Origin of the sequence: Prevotella sp. P6B1 (assembly GCF_000702825.1) — a bacterium.
Taxonomy (GTDB): domain Bacteria; phylum Bacteroidota; class Bacteroidia; order Bacteroidales; family Bacteroidaceae; genus Prevotella.
On sequence record NZ_JNKF01000010.1, the window covers coordinates 671,077 to 698,016 of the forward strand.

A 26,940-nucleotide genomic window follows, 5' to 3' on the forward strand; every position below is an offset into this window, starting at 1 on the left:
ATACTAAAGAGTTATGAATAAGAAATTATTTAATATAGGACGCTGGTTCTCCATTCTCGCTATTGTGGGACTTACTCTTACCGCTTGTGAGAAGGATGATAATAGCAACCCAACATTTAAGGCTACCAGTCCATCTTTTACACTCAATGTGCCTGCTAATGCACAGAATAACGTGTATGATTTGGTTTCGGCTAATAGCCTGGAATTGACTTGTACACAGCCAGACTATAATGGTGTACCTTACGTAGTGCAGTATCATGTACAAGTGGCTCTTTCAGAGAATTTCTCTGCCTTTAAGGAGTTAGAGACTTCGTATACAACAGCTAAGATGGCTGTAGATGCATACGAATTGAATACAGCAGTGATTGACTTGTTCCATGAGGTTGAAGGCGATATTGATTATCCTGATGAGCCTCGTCCTCTGTATATTCGTCTGCGTGCTAATGTTGTCAATATGGCAAATACGGTTTTTGACGAGTCTTTCTCGAATACGATTACTCTGCCTAATGTGCTCGCAACCTTCAAGGCGCCAGAGTTGACATACCCAACATCTTGTTACATTGTTGGCTCTTCTATAGGTGATGGCCCTGACACTGACAAAGCCTACTGGGGCTATTGGAAGCCTATGGCTCCTGTTTATGGTGCTGAAGGCGAGTTCTACACCATTATTTATGTTCCTGATGGTGGTACGTTCAAGTGGGGTGAAGAGAAGAATGACTGGCGTGGTTTTGATCGCGTAGCAAAATTCGACGATCAGGCAAATGCTGGAGTACACGAGGCTGCAAGTGACGGTAATATCCAGTTCGACAATGGCGGTTGGTACACAATCCACGTTGAGACAGCTCTTGGTGCTACAGAAGTGGCTTGGACATTCCACATCTATCCTGCTGCTGCTTATGTAATTGGTGCTGTTGAAGGTGCTAATTGGACAGATAGTGATGCAAACTGGCAGATGACTGCTCCTGAAGGTGACGGTACATGGGAGTCTCCTGAATTCGTTGGTGGAGGTGAGCTTCGTGCCTACATCAAGGTACCTGGACGCGACTGGTGGAAGACCGAGTTTACACTATATCAGGGTGAGTTGTACTTCCGTACTGTAAATATTCCAGCAAACTGGGCTGAGAATGTTGGTGAGGAATACTCTGTATCATGCTCTGCAGGCCAGAAACTCTATGTGAACTTTAGCACAAATACAGGTGAAGTAAAATAACTAATAAACGTATATGAATATGAAAAAGATATTTCAATATAGCTTTGCAGCATTGGCGGGTCTAGTACTCGCCAGCTGCAACGGCGATTACGAAGACTGGCTTAAGCCTCAGGGCTACGACCAGGAGAATCCTGCTGCTGCTTATGGCGTGACAGCTACACCTGGATCGATTACTATGCCAGTTAGTGATGACGATGTAACATTGTTTTCTTTCTCAGCAACCAGTGAGGAAGTTACAGGTTATGCGCTTCGTAATCTGACGGTAAGTGGATTCGATGTTGATTATAATGTTGTAGGTAACAATGTCGTTGTGTCTGCTAATGAGGTGGAAACCATTGCAATGAGCATTGCAGAATCACGTGCTAAGAAAACTCATACACTTGATGTAGATGTGGATTTTGGTGCCATCCTGAATAATGGTGATGCCGTGGCAGGAAAACTGACTGTTAATCCAACAATTACCACATCCCCAACACCAGCTATTGACGAGAAGGGATATTTCTTGTTAGGAAACTTTGCAGAAAATGGAAACGGTTGGGATTTGTCAAATCCAGTATGGATGACGGATAATGGTGATGGAACTTATTCGGCCATCGTAAATACTACTGGTGAGGGCGATAACTGGTTCAAGTTCTATGAGGGCTCTCATTATAGCGCAGATAGCTGGGATGAGGTAAATGCCGGTCAGATGGGATGTGCAGAGAATGGTTGCCCTGATAAGTTCGGCTTCATTATATGGTCAGGTGATAAGACTGGTGTAGAGACTCCTGTTATTCAGGGTAAGGGTCAGTTTAAGGTTACCATAGATATGGTTAATTTCACCTATAAGGTAGTCCGTCAGGCTGTTAATTACTACATCGTTGGTGGCCCTAATGACTGGGGCGAGTCTGCCAGAGAGAAGATGTTGAAGTTCAATCAAGCTGATATCGAGGTTCCTGTTTATACAATTGTATTCCCAGCAGCAGCTGAGGGCGATACATGGTTCGCTATTGGTGATGACAAGGCTTGCGATGCTATCGCAAACGATAATGACTGGACACAGCTTTTCGGTACAACCAGTGGTAACGGTGAGCAGGGTGAGAGCGGAACTTTGTCACGTCGTACAGGTCTTAATGATGATGGCTCGTTCAAGGTTCCTGCAGGAGCTAAGTTTATCAAGATAACACTTGATATGGATGCCATGACCTATCAGGTTAAGACACTTGACTTTGGTGAGTATATTTATGAGGCAGGTGTGAATAATAGCTGGGGTGAGATCGAACAGCCGCTTTACTGCTCAGACGGTCAGGGAACATATAAAGGCTTCTTCTATGCCGAAGGTGCTGATTGGGCTGATGGAAAGGGTGCATTCAAATTCCGTGGCGCAGCTGATAATTGGGATAATGGAAACTATGGTGCTGCCACTATGAGTGATGATGGTCTTACTGGTACACTGATTGATGATGGTGGATCTGGTAATATATTGGTTAAACCAGGATTCTATATGGCTACAGTTGATTTGGCAGCAATGTCTTATCAGATGACTCCAATTGCGGTTGGCATCATAGGACCTGCTCAGGCTGGTGGCTGGGATACTGATACCGACATGACATACAATCCCGAGACCCGTGCATGGGAGGCAACTATTGAGTTAGCTGCAGACGAATTCAAGTTCCGTGCAAATGATGGTTGGGATATCAATTGGGGTGGCTCTGCCGACAATCTGATTCAGGATGGTGGCAACCTTAAGATTGATGAGGCTGGTACATACTTCATCCAGTTCTTCCTAATTTGTGAGACTAAGTCATATTGCAGGATTACTAAAAAGTAGTTTATAGTCTTTGCTTCTTATAACAGGCGAGCCGTTTAACCATAACGGCTCGCTTGTCATAAATAGACAAAAATATTTGGAAGTAAAAAAATTAATGTCTATCTTTGCCAAAACAATTAGTTTTAATGCTTATGAATAGTATTAAGAAGATATTGAGAGGAATTCTATCACTAATACTGCTGCTGGTGGTAAATGCTGTTGGTTTTGCGCAGCCGAAGAAATATCTGGGGGGCGATGTGTCGTTGTTACCATCTTATGAACAGATGGGTACAGTCTATAGGGATTTTGATGGAAAGCCGGTGGAGCCATTAGCCTTCTTTAAAAGAATGGGATGGAATGCTATTCGAGTCCGTCTTTTTGTTAATCCTGAATTTGCGCCTCAAGAACATAAAGAAGAAGGCGTATGTCAAGATTTGAAATATGCATTAGAACTGAGTAGACGTGTAAAAGAGGCAGGATTCGATCTTCTTTTAGATATCCATTATAGTGATTACTGGGCCGATCCAAGTAAGCAGACGATACCTCATCTATGGAAAGATGCCAAACCAGAATCATTGGCGGATAGTGTGTATGCTTATACAACAAGAGTACTTGGCGCATTTAAAGCAAAAGGTGTAGTCCCGAATATGATACAGGTTGGCAATGAAATAACCTATGGAATGCTTTGGCCTGTCGGACGTATCCATCCGATGAAAGATGATAATTGGGACACATTGTGCCAACTGTTAAGCAAAGGTTGTAAAGCCTGCCGTGAGGTGTATCCTGATGCCAAGATTGTAATCCATACAGAGCGGGCTGGAGAGTGGAATATGACAAAATCCTTTTATTCGCACTTGCAAAAGTATGGTATAGACTATGACATTATTGGATTAAGTTACTATCCTATGTGGCATAATACTATTAAAAATCTTGGTTTGACTCTTAAAAATTTAGAGACTACTTTCCCTGAAAAGGAAGTCATGATAGTAGAAACCGCTGCGTATTATTCTCATGAAAATGATAAGTGGGCTGCTGGACCTGATCAGTATGCTGAGTTCTATCCTATTTCACCTGATGGACAGGCATCTTTTGTGAGAGAGTTGATGAAGGAACTATCGGCCCATCGTAATGTTACTGGCGTCTTTTGGTGGTTCCCTGAAGAGAATGCGTGCGGAAATGATTTGTTGCCCTGCTGGATAAATCGTGGTCTGTTTGATAACCATACAGGCAAGGCTCTTCCTGCGTTAAAAGACTTTCGAAATAGTTAATCTCAGGCTCAGTCCTCCTACTGAAGGACTGCAGTCCTGATACGAAAGGACTCGAGTCTTCCTTAGGGAGGACTCGAGTCTCTGTTAATAAGGACTGGAGCGGGGATTAATCGTTCCAGTTCAGCTTCTCTATATACGCATCAAACTTTAGTTCTGGATGGCTGATGGCTTTAAGGGCAGCTTCAACTTGTTTGATATCGCTGGGCGAACAGAGTTGGGCACCCTTGCGACGTTCGAAGTAAGGATTGCGTCCAAACTTGCCCTGCAGTCGATACATAAACGTACTGTACTCATCGGGCAGCATCTTCTTCTGCATGTTCTTAAACCCTTTTCCATAAATCTGAGGCTTGTCATCGCGATAGTACTCGCACCCTTCGCCAGTTTGGATTAGTTGTGGATTCAGAATTGTTACTGCCGTCAGCTTGCTCGGCAAATTCTGCATAGCCAACTGTCGCAGACAGTGGTTGGCCATCTTGCAATCCGCATTACTGCAATGCAGATAGCAGCCAGGAACTTCATCGTAATTAATCTTGCTCATTTTTATCAGTTTTTCGTTAAACATCTCCACCTCTCACTTACATGCGCCAAAAGCCGCATCTGTGCAGAGGTTTCGGGCGTGTGAGAGGTTTGCTGAACCTCTCACTACACCTCTCACTCAACCTCTCACTTTTTCCGTCGTCAGGCAGCATCAACAGGCACCACATTGTAGTATTTTACATGTCCGCGCTCAGTATGCTCAAAGCCCAGGTCCTTCATGGCAAAGCCCAGATGAACCTTGGTGCTAATGGTCTTTTTGAGCGAAGGATACTCCTTGCTAATCAGCTCTAGCATCTGTGTGCAGTTCATCGCCTTTACCTTCTCGCCCTCGTTAGGTTTGCGGAAACAGGCCTCAACAATCTCGGCAATGTCCTTCTCATCGGTATAGTCCAGGTTCAACTGCTGGATACGCGCCACCTGTTCGTTGGTAAACCAGTAGGGCGCCTTCAGCTCGTTCACCTCGTACACAAGCTGGGCATATAGCTGTTCGTAATCAATCTCGCCTGTATTGTCGATATACTGCCCATCGGGAATCTCGATGCAGATGAATCGACGACTACCCGTTACATCCGACAGCGGATGAGGATTGTTGGTAGTGGCTACGAACGATGCATAGCGGGGGCGATCCTGTTGCGAACTGCCATAGATGGTACGTCCGTTAACCTTGATTTTCGAGAGCGTCTGTTTCAAGGAAGCCTGCTGACTGGGGCGGATGGCATCCAGCTCATCGAGATTCACCAGCAGATTGTTGGTCAAGGCCATCTCCTTATCAAACTTGTTGCTCAGGTTCAGATGGTCGAGATAATACTCCTGCAGTTCGGGAGGTAGCAAGCGTGCTATGAAGGTAGATTTGCCACACCCCTGCGCCCCAATCAGTGTGGGTACACTCTCGTTGGCGTGCAGATGGTCTTTCTGCAACCAATGCGCCACAGCCGAGCGGAACCAGATGACTAAGAAGTCCAACTGCTCGCTGCTGATGCCAGGCAGGCGACTGAACAACTGGGCCAGATGATTCTTACCATCCCATTTGGGCAGACGTGTCAGAAACTCAAAGATCGGGTCATACACAGGAGTCGCATCCGAGTAGATCACCTCCTGAATGTCAGTCTTAGGACTGTTTTTGGTAATCTGCTCCTGTTTGGCTTTTCGAACGATACTGTTCAGCGCCTCAGGTGTTAGCGTTCGCCATACAGGCTGACTATCAGGAGGTTCTGCGCTAAGGGTTACATACTCTACCTTACCATTCAGCACATTGCGACGGAACTGGTAATTGTCACTAAGGAACTGCTCTACGGCGAGCGAGTTCTGCTGAGAGACTCCAAGAGACTCTCCGTTGATTGTTACTTTCTCCATAAATTAAAGAATTTAATTTTAAGTTTGTTGATTATGTGCACTTTTCATACTCGCGTATGTCTTTGTGTACGGTTTTTGCTATTGCGCTGGCAAAGGTACAAAAATTAGAAAGCGGTTTCAAGTCTTTCCTGTTAAATTCTTGTTAAATTCTACAAATGTTAAAATCGAGTGAGAGGTTGAGTGAGAGGTTGGGTGAGAGGTTCGCTCAACCTCTCATGCCTCAAAGTGCCTGTATTTATGCGGCTTTCGGCGTATTTGAGTGAGAGGTCGCGTGCAACCGATTGCATTAGATAACTTGCATAAAAAGATCCGCTTGGAGAACAACCATGCGGCTTTTTTTATATATTTGCAGCAGATTCAGTAATACAGATAACTAAAAGGCGTATGAGAAGATTTTACTCCGTTTTGATACTTTGTTTGGTGACCATCGCTTCGATGGCACAGGGATGGCCCGAAAACTACAAGGGTGTGATGCTGCAAGGGTTCTCATGGGATTCGTTTGTTGATACCCAGTGGACGAATCTGGAGAAGCAGGCCGACGAGCTATCAGGCTATTTTGATCTGATATGGGTGCCACAGAGCGGTAACTGTAATTCGTCGTATAACCAGATGGGCTATACACCGGTTTACTATTTTAATCAGAATAGTTCGTTCGGAACCGAAGAACAGTTGCGTCACATGATTCAGACTTTCAAAGAGAAAAAGGTTGGAATCATTGCTGATGTGGTGATTAATCACCGTAATAATCTGGGTGTTAATGGCTCGTGGGTAGACTATCCTGCTGAGGAGTATAATGGTGTAACTTATCAGATGCTATCGACAGATATCTGTGGGAATGATGATAGTGGTAAGACCAAAACGTGGGCTAATAATAATGGCTTTACGTTGGGTAATAATGAGAACACTGAAGACTGGCCAGGATGTCGCGATCTGGATCATAGCAGTGCCAATGTCCAGACAATCATCAAGGTTTATCTGAAATATCTGCTGAACGATTTAGGCTATGCAGGTTTCCGCTATGATATGACCAAGGGATTCAGTCGTGGTTATCTGGCAGAATATAACTACGATGCTCAGCCTACCTATTCGGTAGGTGAGTATTGGGATGGCAACAAGAGTACCTTGAAGAGCGTTATCAATCAGCAGAAGAAGGACGGTGTGGTACAGAGTGGTACATTCGACTTCGCTTTCCGTTATTCGGCTCGCGATGCTTGTAATGGCAATAACTGGAGTAAGCTGGCCAATGGTGGCTTGGCTACGGAGGCTGGCTTTTCACGCTATGCAGTGACCTTTGTTGAGAATCACGATATGCAGGATCGTGGTAACGTAACCGGTTACACAAAGGATCCTATCACAAAGAATATCGAGGCTGCCAATGCCTGGTTAATGGCTATGCCTGGAACTCCTTGCGTATTCCTGTTGCACTGGAAGAGCTACAAAAACGAAATCAAGCAGATGATTTTGGCACGTAAGGCTGCCGGAATAAGCAACCAGAGTGCATGGGAACAAAAGAGCAGCTCATCGACGGCCTATAAGCTGGTAACTACGGGCGACAATGGTAAACTGTATGCAGCGTTTGGTTCAGGGGCCGCTAATCTGACCGATGCCGATTATGTGAAAGTGCTGAGTGGCACCAACTATGCTTACTATCTGAGTAAGACTGTTGAAACCCCGTGGGTCAGCCTGGCTGAGGGAACTTATACGAAGGCTACAGAAGCTACATTGACTGCTGTCTCGGAGAGCACTGGCGCCCAGTTGGTATATACACTCGATGGTACAGATCCTACAGCCAGTAGCACAAAGGTTAACAGTGGTGCAACCATCACCATATCAGAGACCTGTACGTTGAAGGTCGGTTTGCTGGTAGATGGCGCCGTTAAGAAAATCATTACGCGCCAATATGCTATTAAGCCATTTGTTGCCCATAAGGCTACTATCTATCTGAAAAATCCGGGTTGGAGTACCGATGTCTATATGTACAGTTGGGCTAACGATGGCAATAACACCCAGTTGTTGGGTAGTTGGCCTGGTTCGGTTATTACCGATACAAAGATGATTGATGGTGTGAAGTGGTACTACCATGAGTTTGATGTAAACACCGAAGGTTATTCATTTAACGTCATCTTTGATCAAGGTAACGGTAAGACCCAGTCCGTTGATATAGGTCCACTGAGTGAGGATACATATTATGAGATAGGCGATATCGTTAATGGTAAGTTTACCGTCAATGATGTGACGCAGACTGTTACTGGCATCCTTCCTGTAAAAGAAGTGATTGACTTGAATACGCCTGTAAAGGTCTATACCCTCGATGGCCGACTGGTGAAGACGGCGCCTAAGGGCAGTGATGCCCTCAGCGGACTGGCCAAGGGCATCTATATCGTAAACAAAAAGAAGTTCGTTTTGAGATAAATAATTGGTTCGTAGTTAGTGATTAAGTAGAGCGCGGATAGCGAACCAGCAATGCAGTGCGAAGGTTTGCACGCGCCCGTAATGATGCTCCATCACCCTGTATCGCTCCCAGAGCGATTCGCGGTGGTGGAGTGTTGTTTGTCCCTCTTCGGTATAGTTGGCTACTACCATGTGCAGATTCAACAGAGGCACCTGCTCTTTGTCGGCGGCCTTCATCACACGGATGCACCAGTCGACATCGGCAGAATAGCGGTACTGCATATTGTAAGGTGTAGCGATGGCAAAGTCGGTACGTGCATAGAACGCCTGATGGCACACCAACATACCTTGACGGAACGATTTCCAGGTGAGGCGCTCGGGTGGTGCCAGTCGACGATGGCGCAGGAAGTGCCCTTCACCGTCAACGATGTCGGTATCGCCGTAGAGAACGGCTGGCAGTTGTGATGGTTCTTGGGTGTTGGCGACAGCCTGTGCTATGCGGCTGGCAGTATCGGACGAGGGTAGGAAATCGCCAGCGTTCAGGAAACAGAGATAATCACCATCGGCAGAACGTAATCCCTTGTTCATGGCATCATAGATACCTTTGTCGGGCTCTGAACTTACTTGTACCTGATGTCCGTTCTCTGCAGCGTTAGAGCGGGCAATATACTCATCAACCAGCTTCAGTGTGTTGTCGGTCGATGCGCCATCAATAATCAGATGCACAATATGAGGATAATCCTGCTTGAGCACGCTGTCGAGGGTGCGCTGCAGCACGTTGGCTGCATTATATGTAATAGTAATATAGGTGATTCTGATCATATCCGATAGTGTTTGAAGGCCAACGCCTGATTATACACTTCGATGTATCTGGAGGCTACACTGCGCTGTGAATAGCACGTGTTGACCTTGTGCAGGGCCTGTGCCGACAACTCCTGATAGTTCTCATTGTTGAGCACCCATCCCATGCCGGCAGCCAGATCGTCGGCATCGCGGAATCGGGCTACATAACCGTTCTGCTGGTGGTCGATCATCTCGGGGATGCCACCTACCTTGAAACCTACACAAGGCACTCCGCAGGCCATCGCCTCCATCAGTGTGTTGGGCAGGTTGTCCTCGAGTGATGGGAGTACAAATACATCGGCAGCATTGTAGATATCTACAATGCGTTTCTCGTCGTTCACATACCCCAGTGGGATAGCAGGCAGCGCCAGTTGTGAAGCCACATCCTCAGAGTGTCCACCGAGGATGGCCACGACAGCATTCAGGTTAGGACATGTCTCTACGAGCTGCTTAGTGGCTGCGGTAAAGTAAGCCATACCCTTACGGTCGTCGGTCACTCGCTGCGATACAAACAGGATGATCTGTTTGTCGGTGGGCAGACCTAAACGTTGGCGTGCCTCCTGTTTGTTTTGCGGATGATAGATGTGCGTATCGATGGGGTTTGGGATGCTACAGATATGCTGGTCTTTCAATAGGGCGCTCTTCTTGGCTTCGCCCTCCAGCCACTTGCTACAGGCCACAAACGAGATGTTATGCTCGCTGAGCATGCGCTGCTTCTGGTTCCAGATGCTGGTAGAGAGGTCGTCCTGCGATCCACCACCGGGTAACAGCTGGCACTGGTGACAGCCCGACTTGAAGTAACCACAGCCTCGGGTATAATGACAGATGGCTGTGGCAGGCCAGATGTCGTGCATGGTCCAGACAACCGCCTTGTCGCTACGCAGGATCTTGTTGATATTGTCCAGCGAGAGCATGCCTTGGTTGATCCAGTGCAGGTGGATGATGTCGGCCTCCTGAAACTCACGGAGGTTGGTGATGTCTGTGCCTGCATTGGCAATATCTATTTCAAATAAGTGCTGTTTCGAGAAGTGCAGTCGGCAGAAAACAACCAGGCGCTCCCATAGGAAGTGCCAACGCTTCATGGGTGATTTGGGCAGTTCGGCTACGGTCAACGTGTCGGTCTCCTTGTCGCGTACCAGCATTTTGGCTTTTACACCGTAGTTATTCAGAGCCTTCATCAGGCGATTGGCTGCTACGGCAGCACCGCCTGTTCGCTCGCTTGTATTAACTATTAATATTTTCATCTTTTGTAATTATTGCTGCAAAGATACGAATAAGTGAGAAGAAATCCAAATATAATTTGAGATTTCTCGAACGTGAGTATCTTCGAGCGTAGCTCAGAGAAATGAATAAGTGAGAAGAAATCCAAATATAATTTGAGATTTCTCGAACGAGAGTATCATTATTCGAGTTTTTGTTAAAACGACGTAAAAATAAGTAAATAAGTGTTGTTTGCGCACACAATTGTTTGATGTAGGTCAATAATAATGTTAAAATATACACTTATTCTGCTGAAAAATTTGCAGGATTCGAAAAAACGTCGTACCTTTGCACCCGTCAAAAGGTTAATAGATTAGATTGTTTTAGGTTAGTAGTAATATTTATAGTTTTAGGTTTTTAGTTATTGGTAAAAGAAAGTTTTCAACAGTGGGATAACTGGAGGTCGCTGTGAAGCTCCCTTTTAAACTTTCAAATTTTTGGCCCTTGTGGGCTGAAAATTTCTTTTTGTAGAAAAAGGATTTTTAGTTAAACATAGGCTTTTGTGATGCCACAGCTCGTGAGGGTTGTGGCATCACTCTGTTTTATGCCTCTTTTTCTATCAGCACCACGGCGTAGGCAGAGATACCCTCTTCACGACCGGTGAAGCCGAGTTTCTCGGTTGTGGTGGCTTTGATGGAGATGTCGTCTTCGTCGCAGCCGATGACCTTGGCCATACAGGCTTTCATCTCAGGGATATGCGGGTTCATCTTGGGGCGCTCAGCACAGATGGTGGCATCGATGTTCACTAACTTGTAGCCCTTAGTGGCTATCAGCTCGATGGTCTTTTTCAGGATAACCTTACTGTCCATGCCATCGGTAAACTCGGCAGTGTCGGGGAAATGATAACCAATGTCGCGCATGTTAGCGGCACCCAACAGGGCATCGCAGATGGCGTGCAACAGCACGTCGGCATCGCTGTGTCCCAACAATCCTTTGCTATGTTCTATCTTAATGCCGCCCATCCACAGGTCGCGGCCTTCAACTAACTGATGGACATCATAGCCCATTCCAACTCTAATCTTCATATACTATTTACTTTTTAAACAGATCCTTGATACCATCCATGTCGAATGTCAGTGAGAATCGCAGTGTCTGGTCGAGTGGGTTGCTGCGGGCGGTGGCAATCACATAGCCCACATCGAGTGAGAACACATTCATCTTGAAACCACCACCTACGGTGAAATACTTCAGGTTACCCTTCGACTCGTCCTGATGATGGTAGCCGGCACGTAACGAGAACTGGTCGTGGTACACGTACTCGGCACCGACACTCCATTGTATCTCTTTCATCTCCTCGCTGAATCCGCCAGGTGCGTCGCTGAAACTCTTGAATATACCGCTGATGGCACTGATATCGCTATATTCATGGCGCACACGGTCCTGATAACTGCTGTTCGACTCATTCTCTTCCTGACGGGGAACGGTGGGAACCAGTAGCTTGTTGGCGTCGGCCGAGATAGAGAAACGGTTGTATTCATCGATAGGTACCATCAACGAGGCACCCAAACGCAGGTTGGCAGGCAGGAACTGACTCTCGTCATCGCCATAATAACTGATCTTGCTGCCGATGTTCGACAAGTTCAGTCCGATACCTAACTGGCATTCCCGGCTGCCTAACATCACATAGTTATTATAATACATGGCCAGATCGGCGGCAAAGGCCGAGGCAGGCTTTGAGTCTTCGCTATAGTCGTAACGCAGGTCGCTGTATATCCAACGGATGCCTGCTGCCAACGAGAACTTCTCGCTCAGCATCATCGAGTAAGCTACATCGAGCGACATCTCGTAGGGCTTCACTGTCATACCATCGCTGGCAAACACCTCACCTAAAGAGAAATAGCGTAACGAACCGCTAATGGCCGAATAGTCGCCGATGCGATAGTAACCAGCCAGATAGGCTAAGTCGATATCGTTCACCAGCTGGCGCAGCCAGGGGGTGTAGTTCAGGGCGATGCCGGCCCGGCTGATGCAGAACGGATATTTGGCTGGGTTCCAGTACTGTGAGTTCACGTCAGGGTCGGTAGCTACACCTACGTCTCCCATACCGGCTCCACGAGCGTCGGGGGCTATCGTCTGTGATATCACCGCATGCTCCACGGGATTGAACATCACATTCTTCTCGTCCTGAGCTGTAGCTGTGAATACTGAACAGTGAATGGTGAACAGTGTCACCATCATCCATCTCAGTAAATGCCCTGTATCTTTATATGTATTCATATATCTCCTTTTATCTACTTAATATTAACGCTATGTCTCTCTAATTATTGCTCTTAATCAGTAATTTAACGGTTTTCGAGTTGCCGTCGTTCAGGGTGAATCGGCACAGGTAGAGCCCCGTGTGCAATCGACTGCCTCCAGCTACGTTCAGGTTCCAGTCGATGGTGATGGTGTCGCTGGTGGGGATGAAGGTGTCGGTTTGTCGCCAAACCTCGCGGCCCGACAGGTCGTAGACATCGAGTGTCACCTTCAACTCGCTGCCCATACGGTCGTGGGTAATCACAAACTGTGCGTTGGTATGGGCTGGGTTCTGCTTGCAAACCACGTTGAAATCGCCTGCTCCGGCATCGTCAGTGACTTCGAAGGCCAGCTCGACTGTCGATGAGTTGTTCAGGATATCCCATGCTCTGAACAAGAGCTTGTGCTGACCGGTGCTCAGTTCTGGAATGCTGAAGCCGACCCTGCCTGAGCGGAAGTCGCCAAAGTCGTACTCGAAGTAGTCGTTCAGATTATAGGTCTTGTTCATATCGCCATCGACGATGAGCGTCAGGTCGTGACCGATGCTGTTACCTGAGGTGTTGATGCCACTGTCGTCGTAGAGTTCGGCACTGAAGTAAGGCGTGGTGTTCACTTTGCCTCCGTTCTTAAATGATTTCGAGTTCAGGTAGACATATATCGAAGGTCCGATAGAGTCGGTCAAGGCAGTCTCGCTGCCTATCAGTTCAAAGCTGTCGTTCTCGCCGTGGGCAGTACGGCTCTTGTCGTTACTCATGGCATAAAGGGTCATCAGTCCGTTACCATCGGTATAGCTGATGTCCTTGGGTATTGAGAACGTGATGTGGAAGGTGCCATCGGTCACTTGGTCGGCTCCGCGATAGAGGTATTTGGTACGGTCTTTATAGACAAAGGCTTTCTCTGCGCCATCGCTTCCTGTGTTGTTCAGTCGACAGGTAATGGTTTCTTCGGCATCTCTTACTGAGAGGTTGACTGTACCGTTGAAGTCAGTATCAATGGCCTGATCGAGCATGATATGACCGGTAACCTTGACGATCGAACCTGCTGCCAGCTTGATGATCTCGTCGGTGGCTCTGCCGTTGATGCTATCGACCACAATCTGCTGCTTCGGCGTGGCTAACCGGAGGGCTGGATCGCCTAACAGGGTGTACTGTAGCTTGTTGGGAGTGAGGTCGCTGCCTTTGCTCACCAATTCGCATTTGGCCAGTCGTACGGCTTCGCCTATCGAGATGCCTGGTGTGAGTACCTGACGGGTGAAAGCCAGGTTCATCACCTCGTTATAGGAGGCATAAACAGTACGGGTGGTACCGAAGAAGGCAATGCCGCCGCCCTTGCTGTTCAGCATCACCGTCTCGCCGATGTTATCTTCCTGACCGTCGAAAGGCATGATGTCGCACGAGGCAGTCATCCAGAGTGGCAGGTAATTGGACTGCTGGGTCTCGAAATCCTTCAGTTTCATCACCATCTCGTGACTCAGGGCATAGGCAGCGCCATGACCGCAGTAGTTCATAATCAGCGCTCCTTTCTCCAATTGCTGTTTGATGAGTTGTGTCACGTCAGGATAGCTGTAGCCTGTCGATGAGGAGGTGCGCTCGTAGGCGTCCCAGTATATCTTATCTACATTGTAATTCGGGAAGCTGGTCTCTATCATCTTGGCCACTTGGTCGGCAGTCTTCATGTGCGAGTTGTCGTTGCCGTCGTCGCCCATCATACAGATCTCATTCTGCCACGCGCCGCCATACTCATTCTGAGCATAGCTGATAATCTTGTCGACTAAGATATTGGCCTGGTCGGCTGTGCGTGCCGGCAGGCGACCTACGGCCACGTCGGGCTGTCCGTTGTAGCTCGAGCTGCTGCCATTGGCTTGCTGTATCACTTCCTCGTCGTCGAGCAGACAGAAGTAATCGTCGCTGACGTAGCAACTCACCTGACTGAAGGAGTTTTCGCTCTCGTAACACAGCAGGAAGTCGTCGGGCTGATAGCCGCTCCACTCTGATGTATTCATGCGGTTGTCCCAGCCGCTATCGCCGAAGAGCAGCAGATAGTGTGGCTTCTCGGTGTCGTTAGCGGCGTGGTCGTACAGCATCTTCAGGTAGCGACGGTAGGCGTTGGCATCGGGGGTGCCACTGCTGAACTCGTTATACAGTTCATCGGCGGGTATAATGCTGACGGTCAGCTGGTCGTGCTGTTCGTGGTAGGCCTTCAGCCGTTCTGCCTGTGCCAGCAGCTTCTGTGAGGCAGGGATGATGATGACCATGTCTGTAGCCGTATCGGCATGATGGTCCTGGTTGGTGATACGACTCACGTATGTTGGTTCCGGCAACGTGCCGTTCAGACTCAGTGGCATGGGGGTATCGTGCTGCAGGTCGATATAGTCCAGACGTAAGTCGCTGCCTGCGATTTGGGTGATGCGGATGGTGTTGTCGGCCTTCAGGTTCGTCAGACGGTATTGATACAGTTGTTCGTCGGCTTTGGTATAGTTATCCAGTATCACGCTCTTGTTGATATGCCCCACTACCGAGTCGTTCACCTCGATGGTGGCTTCGTAGTTGCCGTTGGCCGTTAGCGCAATGCCGATGTTGCCGGTGGTTCCAGTGGCTTTCAGTGTATAGCTTTGTGGGGTGCCTATGTTGAACAGGGTCTTGTCGAACAGGTTGCGACCGCCGTGAAACCATGAGTAGTTATCCACCTCGTACAGCTGGTGGTAATCATGGTTGGTAGGGTAGTGCTGTGCTACAAAGGTGGCACTGTCGGTGGTCAACGGTTCGCCTTCGCTCTCGGTCAGGAAATAATAGCCGTAGTCGGCATACGGATTGCGTGTACGTATGAGCGATTCCTGCTGTTCCCAATTGACGGGACCTACGGCGTAAAACACGCGTTTGCCGTTGATCGTGCAGGTGGGTACCTCGTGCAGGTCGTCGGTGGTTGTCAGATAGGCGCCCGTCAGCTTCTCTGGTTGCATGGCACCGCCGTAGCCGTATATCTTTACCTTGTCGGGATTGCTGAATCCCGCCTTTCTGATAACGGCTTCCGACAGGTGATGGAAGCCACTTGCTGATACGCTGATTTTAGCCCAGTTACCCTCGCGGAGCACAGAGTGTTCCGCATACCGCCCCTCAGCCTTGGTGGTGATGCCAATGGCCATCAGGAGCAGGACTATAATCAGTCTGTTGATGGTATTCACTATTCTTATAAACGTAAAGGGCTGAGTTTTATTGCCTTACTTGCAATTAAACTCCAACACTTTGCGTTCCTCGAGCCAACCCTCTAAGTGGTCGTCAATCTTCACAGGACCTACGCCAGCAGGCGTGCCTGTGTATAGGATGTCGCCGGTCTTCAGGGTGAAGAACTGTGAGATATAGGCTATGATCTCGTCAATCTTGTACAGCATATCGCTGGTGCAGCCTTCCTGTACGGTCTGTCCATTGATATCCAGGTGGAAGTGCAGGGCCTGCAGATCCATGAACTTTTCTTTAGGTACCCACTCGCCGATGGCAGCTGAGCCGTCGAAGCCCTTACAGATGGTCCAGGGCTGACCAGCCTCGCTCGCTTTCTTCTGCAGGTCGCGGGCGGTGAAGTCGATACCTAACGTCACCGCATCGTAATAGCGATGAGCAAAGCGCTCTGCGATGTTTTTCCCTAATCGGCAGATGCGTACCACCACCTCTGTCTCGTAGTCGATACGTCCTAAGTGGTCGGGGATAAAGAATGGCTTACCCTGATTCAGTATCGCTGAATCAGCCTTCGTAAAGATCACTGGCTCATCAGGACGTTTCAGCGTCCCGTGCAGTTCCTGATTATGTGCGGCATAGTTCATGCCAATAGCAAATATCTTCATACGGGGGACAAAGATACGAATAAGTGAGCAGAAAACCAAATATACCAGTCGTTTTTTAGTGTAATGACTGTATAAACTGCTTTGGTGTCATCTGCATCTTACGTTTGAATAAGGTGCGGAAATTCTTCAGATCATTGATACCTACAGCCTCTGCCACACTCTCAACATTGGTCTCGCCCTGGCGGAACAACTGTACGGCTTTGTATATGCGATAGTCGTTGACAAACTCAATCAGTGACATACCGGTCATCTGGCGCAGTTTTTTATATAGCGGCGAGTGACTCATGCCTAACTGTTCTGCCAGGAAGGCAATACTGAATTCCGGATTCTGGAGGTTATCGTCAATCACCTCACGAACACGCAACAGGAATTTCTGCTCTTCCTTAGAGTAGGTCTTGTGTTCGGCAACCGGTTCAGTCACAGCGTCTGTCTGTGATAACAGCTGGTCGATTCGCTTTCTGAGTAGCTTAAGCGATACAGGTTTGGTCAGATACACATCCGCCCCTCTGTCAAAGGCAATCATCATGTCGTCTTCGCTGGCCTTAGCCGTAAAGACGATGGTCTTTATGTGTTGCAGTTTCTTGTCACGTTTCATACGTGTCAGCATCTCCAAGCCCGTCATTCTCGGCATCATCAGGTCCAGAATAATCACATCGGGCAGGAGGTCCTGGGCTTTCTGCAGCCCTTCCTCGCCATTAAATGCCTTTTCAATCTTGAAATCACTCTCCAGATAACGTTCCAGCACCTCTACCGTTTCCTGTTCATCGTCCACAATCAGTATGCTGTGCATGGCGGCAGGATTTCCTTTATGAACAGGTTCCTCTATGAGTATGGCCTGAGGCTTCGTCTTTCCTTCTCCAAGGTGCTTGGGAATAAAGAACTGGAATACAGAACCCTTACCCATCTCGCTCTCGACACTGATCTTGCCGTGGTGCAGCTCCACCAGGTTCTTCACATACGAGAGTCCCAGTCCATCGCCATCGCCCTGTTTCCTGCCACGTTCTGATCTGAAGAAACTCTCAAAGATGGTGTCGCGTACACGTTCATCGATGCCAATACCATTATCTTTTACCCTGAACACCACGCGATCGGGCATATCCTCAATCGAGAGCGACACATAACCGCCCCGATTCGTGTACTTAAAAGCGTTCGATAGCAGATTAGAGATGATGAGCTCCAACTTCAAGGTGTCATAATCCAGCATCAATTCACTGGCGGGAGAGAAGAACTCATACTTGATATTTTTCTGCTTGAACATTTCAATATAAGAATCAGTCTTGTCCTTACAGAATCCCACAACATCGTCATAACTCAGCTGCAGATCCAGGTTTTCAGCCCCTAACTTCCTGAAATCTATCACTCTGCTAATCAGTTGATTGAGTCTGAGTGCATTCCGCCGCACAGCATCCAAATACGTATAGGGCACTTTCACGGTGTCCTGGGCGTTCTCCAGTATCTCCTCTAATTGAGCGGCAATCAGAAAGACCGGCGTGCGTAGTTCGTGCGTGATGCTGGTATAGAAATTCATCTTGGCTTCATCGAGATGACGTTGCGACTTGGTCTCGATGGCCGCCATCTCCATCTGATGCTTGACATGTAAGGAGCGGATATAAGCCCAGATAAGGAAAGTCACAAAAGCAACAATCAGGAACAGCCATAATAACGCAGCCCACCAAGTGGCATACCAAGGCGGACTAACCTTGATGACTAATATGCTGGGATCTCCCCAGGTGCCATCAGCATTGGTGGAGCGAACCAGGAGCTCATAACGACCTGGTGGCACATTGGTATATGATACCTCACGCCGGTGTCCTAACTCCTTCCAGTCATCTTCCAGTCCTCGCAGCTGGCACTGGAAATGGATACGCTCTGGCGACACCAGTTCGGGCACAGAGAAATTGATGGTGAAGAAGTTCTGATTGTGTGCCAGTTGTATCTCGCTTGTCTCCATACGATAGAGGTCAATGGTCAGCTCCTCGCCATTGGTCAGTATAAACTGCGTAAAACTGACATGATGAGCCATCTGGGAGATACGGATGCTGGCAGGATTGAAATAAATCAGTCCGTTCGTAGTTCCGAAATACATGTTGCCTCCATGGGATGCGGAACTATGCGGCGCAAAGTCAGATGTCTTATCATCAATATTCAGTTGTACGAACGTGTTTGTCGCTGCCACATACTGGAAGAGACCATTTGAGGTACCTATCAGCATATCTCCCGTCACATCCTCCTGTAGAGAGCGGACACCATCGCACGTCAAGCCATGATGAGGCCCATATTGATATACTTTCTGCTGTTTTTCATCAAATCGGTAGAAGCCGCCTAACTCATAACCGAGCCATAGCTGCCCTTTCCTGTCCACATGTACCAGTGATAATTCCCCTCTGGGGAAATCTGGCGTATGTACTTTTTCCGAATAGACAGCTACCACCTTGCGGGTTCTGCGGTGGATCTTACACAGGCCCTGATAACGGGTGGCCACCCACATATACTCGCCCTGAAGCGCAAATCCCATGCAGTGGGTCACAGAGTCTACATGCGAGATCTGTCCCGTTTGCTTGTTGAAAACGAAGACATCCGCACCGCCTATCCAGATATTCCCCAACGAATCGTCGCAGATAGTCCATACGTTATTGGCGTCGGGCTCAACCATGGGCATCCGCCATGTCTTGAATTCATGGTGCTGTTTAGAGTATCTCACCAGACCTTTGGTATAGACAGCCATCCAGAGGTAATCGCCGTCATTCAGCATCGATATCACGTTGTCGCCCGGCAACTGGCTGTTCTTCGATGTGAATGTTGTACGTTCGGAAGTGTCAGTATGATAGATCTCCAGTCCGCCACCGTCCAAACCTAAGTAGAGGCGTTTGCCATCGGGGACAACCGACGCAACAATGTCATACGACAGCTGGTGGTTATTACGATTCAGGATATTAAACCACCTGAACTGTTCGGAATAAAGATTCAATCCCATGCGATAGGTACCGATCCAGAGGTTATCCTGATCATCTACATAGAGCGAATAGATAGCATCGCCACTGATAGTACTGTTATAAGGCGTGTAGTTGGTCAGCTTTTCACCGTTGTCGAATACTAATCCGCTGCCGTCCATACCAAAAACCGTCTTGGAGCCATAATCACATGTAGCCATCAGCCCTGGTGGAACATAGGCCTGACTCTCACGGAGATGATTGTTCTCCACGCGGAAAGCACGGCTCTCATAACCAATGCCATAGCCCACAAATATCACACTTTTGTTACGGCTATAATAGATGTTGACCAGCGACGTGATACGTGCCTCGAATGGCAGATGGTCGATGATGCGGGTTGTTTCTTCGTCTATCAGGTATAACCCCTTGGGACCAGCAGCCACGATCATATGGTCACGATAGGCGGCAATAGCATCATACCGCTGACCGTTCTGACTGATGGTCTCAAACAGATAACCCTGTTTATGGCGATATACATTACCGCCATTATCTACCACAAACAGATGTTGCTCCGTTTTCAGGAACTTATTAAAACGGTTGATGTCTATCCCAGAAGTCCGCTTGCCTTGTCGGGGACAATGATGAAAAATACCATCACGTAACGAATAGAAATCTATACCTAAGTCGGTTGCTACCCACAGGCCGGAATCCACAGGTAGTACATCTCTCACAATATTGCAGTTAATGGTATGCTTGTCGTGAGGACGGTTCTGGTAGGTTGTAAAAGAGGTGCCATCGAATCTGCACAACCCATTGGCAGTGCCCAGCCACAAAAAACCGTTGCTGTCCTGACGACTGCAATACACGGTGTTGTCAGCCAGTCCTTGTGTTGTATTGAAGGAATGGAAAAACTTCTGTGCCGACACCGCTGTCGGTGTCAGCACCAAAGTCATCAGTAGTAACGTCTTGATGATGTATTCTGATAAATCCTTCATATCACCACTTTAATGGTGCAAATTTACTTATTTTCCTTTAATTACCGAAGCATCTCATCAAAAAAACGTTCAATAGCAGTCTTGTTCACAAAATGACAGGTCTGGCCGAACAGTGTTTGGCAGTCCATCAATGATTGTAAACCGAGATAGCCGTTTGCGTCAACATCCAGAACCAGTTTCTGATAGGCACTGTTTGAGGAACAAGGCTGACTGTCAGAACCATATACCTCGCATTGACCTAAGTACCAGTTATGCTTAAAGATGCTGCCAGTGCTCTTAGTCATTTCAATCTTACTTGACTCTGCCGAGTAGAATATATTCTCTTGATAGGTGGTGCCATCGGGATAGCCGTCCCAGGAGTTACTGCAGATCATCGTATGATCGATATCGGCAGATGCTTTCGCGTTCTGGTGGATGATATTACGTTCTACCAGTGTATGCTCCAGCTTACCACAGAGATGCATGGCAGGCGAAAACATACCGTCACGTGTGGCTTTAGGGCGGATACCATCGCCAATGCTGATATTGTAACGTACGATGCTGCCCTGATTGCCAATACTGTAATTGCGTTCGTTACCTGAGTCGCATATCAGCATCATACCGCCATAATTATCATGGCTGTAGTTATACTGCATCAGCGTGTTACGGCAATTATAGTCGCAATCAAATCCCTGAGCATCCCACGGAGCCTTGTGTCCACTCACCTCATTATACTGGATAACCGTGTTGTCGCAGCTCCATGGCCAGATGCCGGCAGCAGCCTGATCGGCGGGGAGGATGTCGGGACAATCGCGCATCACATTATATTCTATCAGACAACCGTCACACCCTATCGGCACAATGCCATCGCCAGGTACACCTTCTATCAGATTGCCTCGAACCACCACATGGGTATTGGGTAACCAATCCTGACGCTCCCAGTAGCCACTCCAGATCATACCGTTACGGCCACAGTCCTTGATACGACAGCCCTCAATCAGCAAGCCATCGAAACGCGAAGCAATGGTCTTTCCGCCGTTTTCAATGAGAAGAGCAGACCCACCACCGGCATCTTTCGATAAGGAGCCGTTGACATCGTGGATATATAGATCCGTTATACGGATATCATGCGAGACGCCATAGTTGGTACATGCCACTTTCACTCCCGTTCGACCTGCCAAACGCTCCTTGCCGGTATTCACGATTTCGAGACCGCTCAGCGTGAGATAATCGGCGTTCAGGATGTGAATGGCATAATGAGACTGTTCGTATCCCTTAACGATGGGCTTATCTCCTGTGCCATAACTGCCTATCTCTATGCGTTGATCCTCACTGCCCTTACCTGTGATTTCCAGCTCACCCTCAAAGGTCTGTCCTCTTTTCAACAGCAACCGGTCGCCTGCATTCAGCTTCTGCTGACTGGCACGTACCAGGGTCTTCCAGGCGCTTGTCTCTGCAGTGCCTTTGTTCTGGTCAGAACCTGTCGCAGCATCCACATAGTAGGTGTGGCTCTTTTGCGATGGGGGTGCTGGGGGTACCTCAGCACCCATGTCTGAGGTACCCGTTGCACACGAGAAGCAGGTGTTTATTAACAAACTGTATAGTAATGTGTTGAAAAACATCTTGGTCATCTTTATTTCCAGAGCGCGTTCTGCTCCAGCTGTTTGTTACTGTCAAGCTCACTCGTTGGGATGGGCCATACATAATCGCGCTCGCCGTTATAGGTGCGTTTCTCGTAGGCCATGCCGAAATGTGTACGCTCATACTCTACCGCATTGACAGCATCTTCCAGCTCATGCCAGCGATAAAGGTCGAACAGGCGCATGCCTTCAAATGCCAGCTCCACGCGGCGCTCATGTTTGATGATGTCAAGCAGCGCCTCTTTGGTCAGACCTGTGCCTTCAACGCTTTCTACTGTTGGCATGCCAACACGCTGACGTACCTGATCAACCAATGCCAGCACCTCACTCTCCTGATAGCCGCCTTTCTGGACCAGAGCCTCTGCCAACGACAGCAGTACCTCAGCATAGCGTACCACATAGAAGTCCTGACCATTATCCCAGGAGTTGCCGGTATCGGCGGGGTCGAAATACTTCATGACATAGACGGTTGAGAGCGATGCGGCAGCTCCACCATACCAGGCTGACTCGCCACCGGTGCCGTTCCAATACATACCTGGAACAAAGAGCGTAGCCTTCAGACGTGGGTCACGACCTTCCCAGTAGGCTGCATGGGGTTGCCATACATCCAGTTTTCCATCTACCCATGCGGCATAGTCCTGCGATGTCTCCTTGGTTCCATCGAGTTTGTAATACTCATCAGCCAGGTTCAAGGTGGCATTCATAGCCTCCAGTGGGGTGTTCCAATGGGCGTTGAACGAACAGCCTTCGCTGACACCAGGGCCTTCAAAGCGGACAGAGAAGACAATCTCGGGCGATTTCTCTCCTGCTGGTGTAAAGAGGGCAGCATAGTCAGGCGCTAAGGAATAGCCGAGTGACTGCATGGCACGATAAGCAGAGATAGCCTCGTCCCACTTCTCATTATACAGTGCAAGACGTCCCAGGATAGCATAGCAGGCACCCTTTGTGATACGTCCTAAGTCGGCTACCTGAGGCAGATCCTCAGCGCAAGCCTTCAGGTTGGCCATCTCGCCAGCTACGATATCTGCGCGCTTAGATGCAGGGCACTCTGCCTTGTCCAGTGTCAGAGGTTCTGTCAGATAAGGAACATCATTATATGTCATAGTCAGATTGGTGTAGATGAGTGCACGCAGGGTCAACGCCTCAGCCTTGTAACGGGCACGCTCTGCATCCGATACCTCTACACGGTCAATATTAGCAATGAGAGAGTTACAACGCTTGATGACCTCATAGCAAGCCGACCAGTAAGAACCAACAGCCCACGATGAAGGACTCTGGGTGCCGTTGGCTATATCATAACCTTCCATCCAACCACTCCAGTTGAAATGGCCACCGTTATCAGTCATACAGTCGAAGTTGAGGGGGCCCATATTCCACGGACTGCCATTATAGAGCTGTTCGCTCTGTAGTCCATCGTAGCATGCCACGAGAGCCATCATGGCATCATCGCTGGTCTTCCAGAATGTCTCTGATGATGATTCTGTAAGAGAGTCTCTCTGCAGCCAGCTGTCAGAACAGGCACTCAAACCAATGATTGCGCAGAGCGCAATGAATATATTCTTTTTCATAATCTGTTGCGTGTTAGAATTTAACATTGATACCAAATGAATAAGCTCTTACGTTAGGATGAACGTCGTTACGGGTATCGCTGCCCGTCTTTTCAGGATCGTAATCATCGAGCGAGGTGAAGGTGAGCAGGTTGCTGCCGGCAAGATAGAGACGTAAGCTCTGGATACCAGCTTTGGCCAGCAGAGGATTAGCCTTGAAAGTGTAGCCCAGTTCGAGACTCTTCAGGCGCAGATAGTCGCCCTTGGTCAGCCAGAATGAGCTGTAGGTATTGTTAAATTCTCCGCCCATACGTGGCATTGAACCGTTGACATTATCAGGTGAATAACGGTCGAGCCAGCGCGATGTCTTGTTACCACCATTTGAGATAGTTGTCTCATCCCAGTTGAAACGGTACAGACCGGCGATACCCTGCCAGAATGTGGTCAGGTCGAAGTTCTTATAGCTGGCACCAAGTGTGAATGCATATTGCAGTTTGGGGAAGGGATTACCGATAATCTGACGGTCGTCATCGGTAATGTTGCCATCATCATTCAGGTCCTCGTACATGATGTCGCCAAGTACAGGTGCCTGACCATTCTGCTTGATCACGACACCAGCCGAATTCTTACGCTGCAGATCGGCCTCGGTGCGATAGATGCCAATGGCCTTCAAGGCATAGTAGCTGCCGATGGCTTCGCCCTCACGGTTGATGGTAGAGCCGCTGATGCTCTCCTGACCGTTCATGTCGATGATCTTATTGCTAACAGCGGCCAGATTGAAGCCTGCCTGCCACTGCCAGTCGCCTTTGCGGTCCTGATAGTTGGCTGAGAGCTCCCAACCACGGTTACGGACCTTGCCGGCATTCTGATAAGGTGCGCTTAACGAACCGAGGAAGATGCCTGGCATAGGCAACTGCAACAGGATGTCGTTGGTGACTTTATTGTACCAGTCGAAGGTCAAAGATACACGTCCTTGTAGGAACGAGGCATCAAAACCGAAGTCGGTGACTGTTGTGGTCTCCCACTTGATCTTCTCATTGGCAATCTTTGAGGTCTTCATACCAATATATTTCTGGTCACCGAGATAGTAACTGCCCTGAGCCGACAAGGTCTCAGAGTAGGCATAGTTACCAATCTCCTGATTACCCAGTTTACCCCAGCTTCCGCGAATCTTCAATGATGAGAGCCATTTGAGATCCTGCATAAACGACTCGTTCGAGATGATCCATGCTGCCGAGAAAGAGGGGAAGGTAGCGTAGCGGTTGCTGCTTGGCAGACGTGAAGAGCCGTCACGACGAACATTGAATTCTGCCAGATAGCGATCGCCATAATTATAGTTCACGCGTCCGAAGAATGACTGCAGACGAGTTTCCTCAGCCGAACCACTCACATGGTCGTTTTGTGAACCACCATCCAGTTCATAAATATTATCTGTGGGGAATCCCTGACGCGAAGCGGTGTTCGTGTCCCAACGACTCGACTGGATAGAATGACCCAGCAGCACATTGATTTGGTGTTCACCAAACTTCTGGGTATAAGTCAGTATGTTCTCATTTGTCAGACTGGTCTCAATCCACTGATAATCGGTCAAAGTGTTTTGTGTACCGGCAGGTGCCAGGATGGTACCCTCTGCATTGACCTTCGCTGCTGATCGGGGATCATAACTGGTCGTGTTGTTATTGTAATACTTGTAACTGAGACTGGTACGGAATTTCAATCCTTTGTAGAGGTCAATCTCACCAAAGATCTGTCCGTCGAAACGGTAGTGCTCATTCTTTTTATAGCCGTTGTTAAGGTCATAAATAGGATTCTTGAATACTGATGCACCGATGGCATTATTACCATCTACACAGCCATATTCGCCGTTTGAGTAGCGAACCGGTACGGTAGGACGGGTGTACCAGGTGAGCGTACGGAGCAAACCGTCGCCACCTAAGCCTTTTACTGGCTCCTTGATATCCTGTTTGCTACCAGAAAGATTCAATCCGAGCTTTACCAGTCCAAGCTTGGCATCGATATTCGAACGGAAATTGTAACGGCGATTGGCGGTATTCTTCAAGATACCATCCTGATCCATATACTGTGCCGACAGCATGTAGTGCATATCCTTACCACCACCGCTTACCGACAGGTGATGCTGATGCATAGCGGCTGTACGATACATTTCCTTGGCCCACTGTGTGTTTGCAAAGTGGTCAGGATCACTGCCGTCCTTCAATTTTTGCAGCATTTCATCGGTATATGCCTTGGCGGGCTGACACTCATTATACATTTTGGCCCACTCATAGCTGTTAACGAAGTCGGGTAGTACGGTTGCCTCCTGCAGGGCGATGCTGCCCGAGTAGGTTACTGTAGGACGCATGTCGGCACCACGTTTGGTAGTAACCAGAATCACACCATTGGCAGCACGCACACCATAGATGGCTGCCGATGCGGCATCTTTCAGTACCGATACACTCTCGATATCCTCGGCGGCAAGAGCTGACATCTGCGAGATACTGCTCTCAATACCATCAATCAACACCATCGGGTTGTTTTTCGATCCACTTCCCAAGGTTCCAACACCACGTACACGGATTTCCGGATCATCATGACCGGCCTGGGCACCGTTGGTCTGCAGAACAACACCAGGCAGACGACCTTGCAGCATGGTTGAGGTGTTGGCCACTGGAATGTTGGCGACATCATTGAAATTAACCGAAGCGACAGAACCAGTCAGGTTGGCTTTCTTCTGGGTACCGTATCCCACAACCACCACCTCACTGAGAGCTTGTGAATCTTCTTTTAATGTAACTGTTAGATTCTGACCACTGGTAAAGGCTACCGTTTTGGTCTCGAATCCTACGTAGCTGATGATCAGTGTACCAGATGTAACACCACTGATAGAGAAACTACCGTCCATATTACTAATGGTACCAGTAGATTCATTTCCTTTTACCTGAACCGATGCACCGATAATCGGCTCACCATTACCGTCCAGCACACGTCCTTTCACGGTGCCGTTTTGTTGAGTAGTTTTCGTCATTCCATTACCTGCCATCACCCATTGTGGAGAGGCTACTGACACGGTAAGAGCAAGAAACAATGACAATCGTAGATGTTTGTCCATTTGCTAATGATTTTAGTTG

16 protein-coding genes are annotated in these 26,940 nt (G+C 48.3%); 4 read left to right on the forward strand and 12 right to left on the reverse strand.

Annotated elements, in window-relative coordinates; genetic code table 11:
• Positions 1-13 precede the first annotated feature (13 nt).
• The 3 genes from T495_RS0103630 to T495_RS0103645 all read left to right on the forward strand — a co-directional run bounded on the left by T495_RS0103630 (position 14) and on the right by T495_RS0103645 (position 4,267).
• Entirely contained in the window at positions 14-1,210 is a 1,197-nt protein-coding gene (locus tag T495_RS0103630; protein WP_033147600.1) for a SusF/SusE family outer membrane protein, read from the forward strand.
• A gap of 19 nt (positions 1,211-1,229) precedes the next feature.
• A complete protein-coding gene (locus T495_RS15060; RefSeq protein WP_197020332.1) occupies positions 1,230-3,020 on the forward strand; it encodes a DUF5115 domain-containing protein in 1,791 nt (596 codons plus the stop codon).
• A gap of 131 nt (positions 3,021-3,151) precedes the next feature.
• Positions 3,152-4,267, forward strand: a complete 1,116-nt coding sequence (locus tag T495_RS0103645; RefSeq protein WP_033147712.1) for a glycosyl hydrolase 53 family protein — start codon at positions 3,152-3,154, stop codon at positions 4,265-4,267.
• Positions 4,268-4,373: 106 nt separating this feature from the next.
• On the opposite strand, the gene T495_RS0103650 is transcribed toward T495_RS0103645, so the two are convergent.
• On the reverse strand, positions 4,374-4,805 hold the full coding sequence (locus T495_RS0103650) for a DUF6078 family protein (RefSeq protein WP_155950042.1): 432 nt from the start codon (positions 4,803-4,805) through the stop codon (positions 4,374-4,376).
• Positions 4,806-4,945: 140 nt separating this feature from the next.
• Positions 4,946-6,157, reverse strand: coding sequence for a VapE domain-containing protein (locus tag T495_RS0103655; protein WP_033147601.1), 1,212 nt, complete (start codon positions 6,155-6,157; stop codon positions 4,946-4,948).
• A gap of 384 nt (positions 6,158-6,541) precedes the next feature.
• Here T495_RS0103655 and T495_RS0103660 point away from each other — a divergent pair, with 384 nt between their 5' ends.
• On the forward strand, positions 6,542-8,569 hold the full coding sequence (locus T495_RS0103660; RefSeq protein ID WP_033147602.1) for an alpha-amylase family glycosyl hydrolase: 2,028 nt from the start codon (positions 6,542-6,544) through the stop codon (positions 8,567-8,569).
• Positions 8,570-8,584: 15 nt separating this feature from the next.
• Here the strand turns inward: T495_RS0103660 and T495_RS0103665 are convergent, their stop codons facing one another.
• From T495_RS0103665 to T495_RS0103710, 10 genes are all read right to left on the reverse strand, one after another.
• The gene (locus T495_RS0103665; RefSeq protein WP_033147603.1) at positions 8,585-9,370 is read right to left on the reverse strand and encodes a glycosyltransferase family 2 protein; all 786 of its coding nucleotides are present in this window, start codon (positions 9,368-9,370) and stop codon (positions 8,585-8,587) included.
• Entirely contained in the window at positions 9,367-10,635 is a 1,269-nt protein-coding gene (locus tag T495_RS0103670) for a glycosyltransferase family 4 protein (RefSeq protein ID WP_033147604.1), read from the reverse strand. Before T495_RS0103670 ends, T495_RS0103665 begins: the two co-directional genes overlap by 4 nt.
• Positions 10,636-11,193: 558 nt before the next feature.
• A complete protein-coding gene (gene ispF, locus T495_RS0103675) occupies positions 11,194-11,676 on the reverse strand; it encodes a 2-C-methyl-D-erythritol 2,4-cyclodiphosphate synthase (protein ID WP_033147605.1) in 483 nt (160 codons plus the stop codon).
• 7 nt (positions 11,677-11,683) lie between these two features.
• Entirely contained in the window at positions 11,684-12,829 is a 1,146-nt protein-coding gene (gene porV / locus T495_RS0103680) for a type IX secretion system outer membrane channel protein PorV (protein WP_155950044.1), read from the reverse strand.
• 79 nt (positions 12,830-12,908) lie between these two features.
• Positions 12,909-16,067 (reverse strand): type IX secretion system sortase PorU, encoded by a 3,159-nt coding sequence (gene porU, locus T495_RS0103685; RefSeq protein ID WP_033147607.1) that lies wholly within the window; start codon positions 16,065-16,067, stop codon positions 12,909-12,911.
• Between the two features lie 36 nt (positions 16,068-16,103).
• A complete protein-coding gene (locus T495_RS0103690) occupies positions 16,104-16,721 on the reverse strand; it encodes a fumarylacetoacetate hydrolase family protein (RefSeq protein WP_028902938.1) in 618 nt (205 codons plus the stop codon).
• A gap of 55 nt (positions 16,722-16,776) precedes the next feature.
• Positions 16,777-20,646: a hybrid sensor histidine kinase/response regulator transcription factor gene (locus T495_RS0103695; protein WP_033147608.1), complete on the reverse strand. Its 3,870-nt coding sequence runs from the start codon at positions 20,644-20,646 to the stop codon at positions 16,777-16,779.
• A 41-nt stretch (positions 20,647-20,687) separates the two neighbouring features.
• Entirely contained in the window at positions 20,688-22,256 is a 1,569-nt protein-coding gene (locus T495_RS0103700) for a right-handed parallel beta-helix repeat-containing protein (protein ID WP_155993422.1), read from the reverse strand.
• Positions 22,257-22,258: 2 nt separating this feature from the next.
• Positions 22,259-23,833: a RagB/SusD family nutrient uptake outer membrane protein gene (locus T495_RS0103705; RefSeq protein ID WP_033147714.1), complete on the reverse strand. Its 1,575-nt coding sequence runs from the start codon at positions 23,831-23,833 to the stop codon at positions 22,259-22,261.
• Between the two features lie 13 nt (positions 23,834-23,846).
• On the reverse strand, positions 23,847-26,921 hold the full coding sequence (locus T495_RS0103710) for a TonB-dependent receptor (RefSeq protein ID WP_028902941.1): 3,075 nt from the start codon (positions 26,919-26,921) through the stop codon (positions 23,847-23,849).
• Positions 26,922-26,940 lie beyond the last annotated feature (19 nt).

Coding starts and splice junctions, on each gene's coding strand:
- T495_RS0103630 (WP_033147600.1), top strand. CDS start 14: ATGAATAAGAAATTATTTAATATAGGACGCTGGTTCTCCATTCTCGCT.
- T495_RS15060 (WP_197020332.1), top strand. CDS start 1,230: ATGAAAAAGATATTTCAATATAGCTTTGCAGCATTGGCGGGTCTAGTA.
- T495_RS0103645 (WP_033147712.1), top strand. CDS start 3,152: ATGAATAGTATTAAGAAGATATTGAGAGGAATTCTATCACTAATACTG.
- T495_RS0103650 (WP_155950042.1), bottom strand. CDS start 4,805: ATGAGCAAGATTAATTACGATGAAGTTCCTGGCTGCTATCTGCATTGC.
- T495_RS0103655 (WP_033147601.1), bottom strand. CDS start 6,157: ATGGAGAAAGTAACAATCAACGGAGAGTCTCTTGGAGTCTCTCAGCAG.
- T495_RS0103660 (WP_033147602.1), top strand. CDS start 6,542: ATGAGAAGATTTTACTCCGTTTTGATACTTTGTTTGGTGACCATCGCT.
- T495_RS0103665 (WP_033147603.1), bottom strand. CDS start 9,370: ATGATCAGAATCACCTATATTACTATTACATATAATGCAGCCAACGTG.
- T495_RS0103670 (WP_033147604.1), bottom strand. CDS start 10,635: ATGAAAATATTAATAGTTAATACAAGCGAGCGAACAGGCGGTGCTGCC.
- ispF (WP_033147605.1), bottom strand. CDS start 11,676: ATGAAGATTAGAGTTGGAATGGGCTATGATGTCCATCAGTTAGTTGAA.
- porV (WP_155950044.1), bottom strand. CDS start 12,829: ATGATGGTGACACTGTTCACCATTCACTGTTCAGTATTCACAGCTACA.
- T495_RS0103690 (WP_028902938.1), bottom strand. CDS start 16,721: ATGAAGATATTTGCTATTGGCATGAACTATGCCGCACATAATCAGGAA.
- T495_RS0103695 (WP_033147608.1), bottom strand. CDS start 20,646: ATGAAGGATTTATCAGAATACATCATCAAGACGTTACTACTGATGACT.
- T495_RS0103700 (WP_155993422.1), bottom strand. CDS start 22,256: ATGACCAAGATGTTTTTCAACACATTACTATACAGTTTGTTAATAAAC.
- T495_RS0103705 (WP_033147714.1), bottom strand. CDS start 23,833: ATGAAAAAGAATATATTCATTGCGCTCTGCGCAATCATTGGTTTGAGT.
- T495_RS0103710 (WP_028902941.1), bottom strand. CDS start 26,921: ATGGACAAACATCTACGATTGTCATTGTTTCTTGCTCTTACCGTGTCA.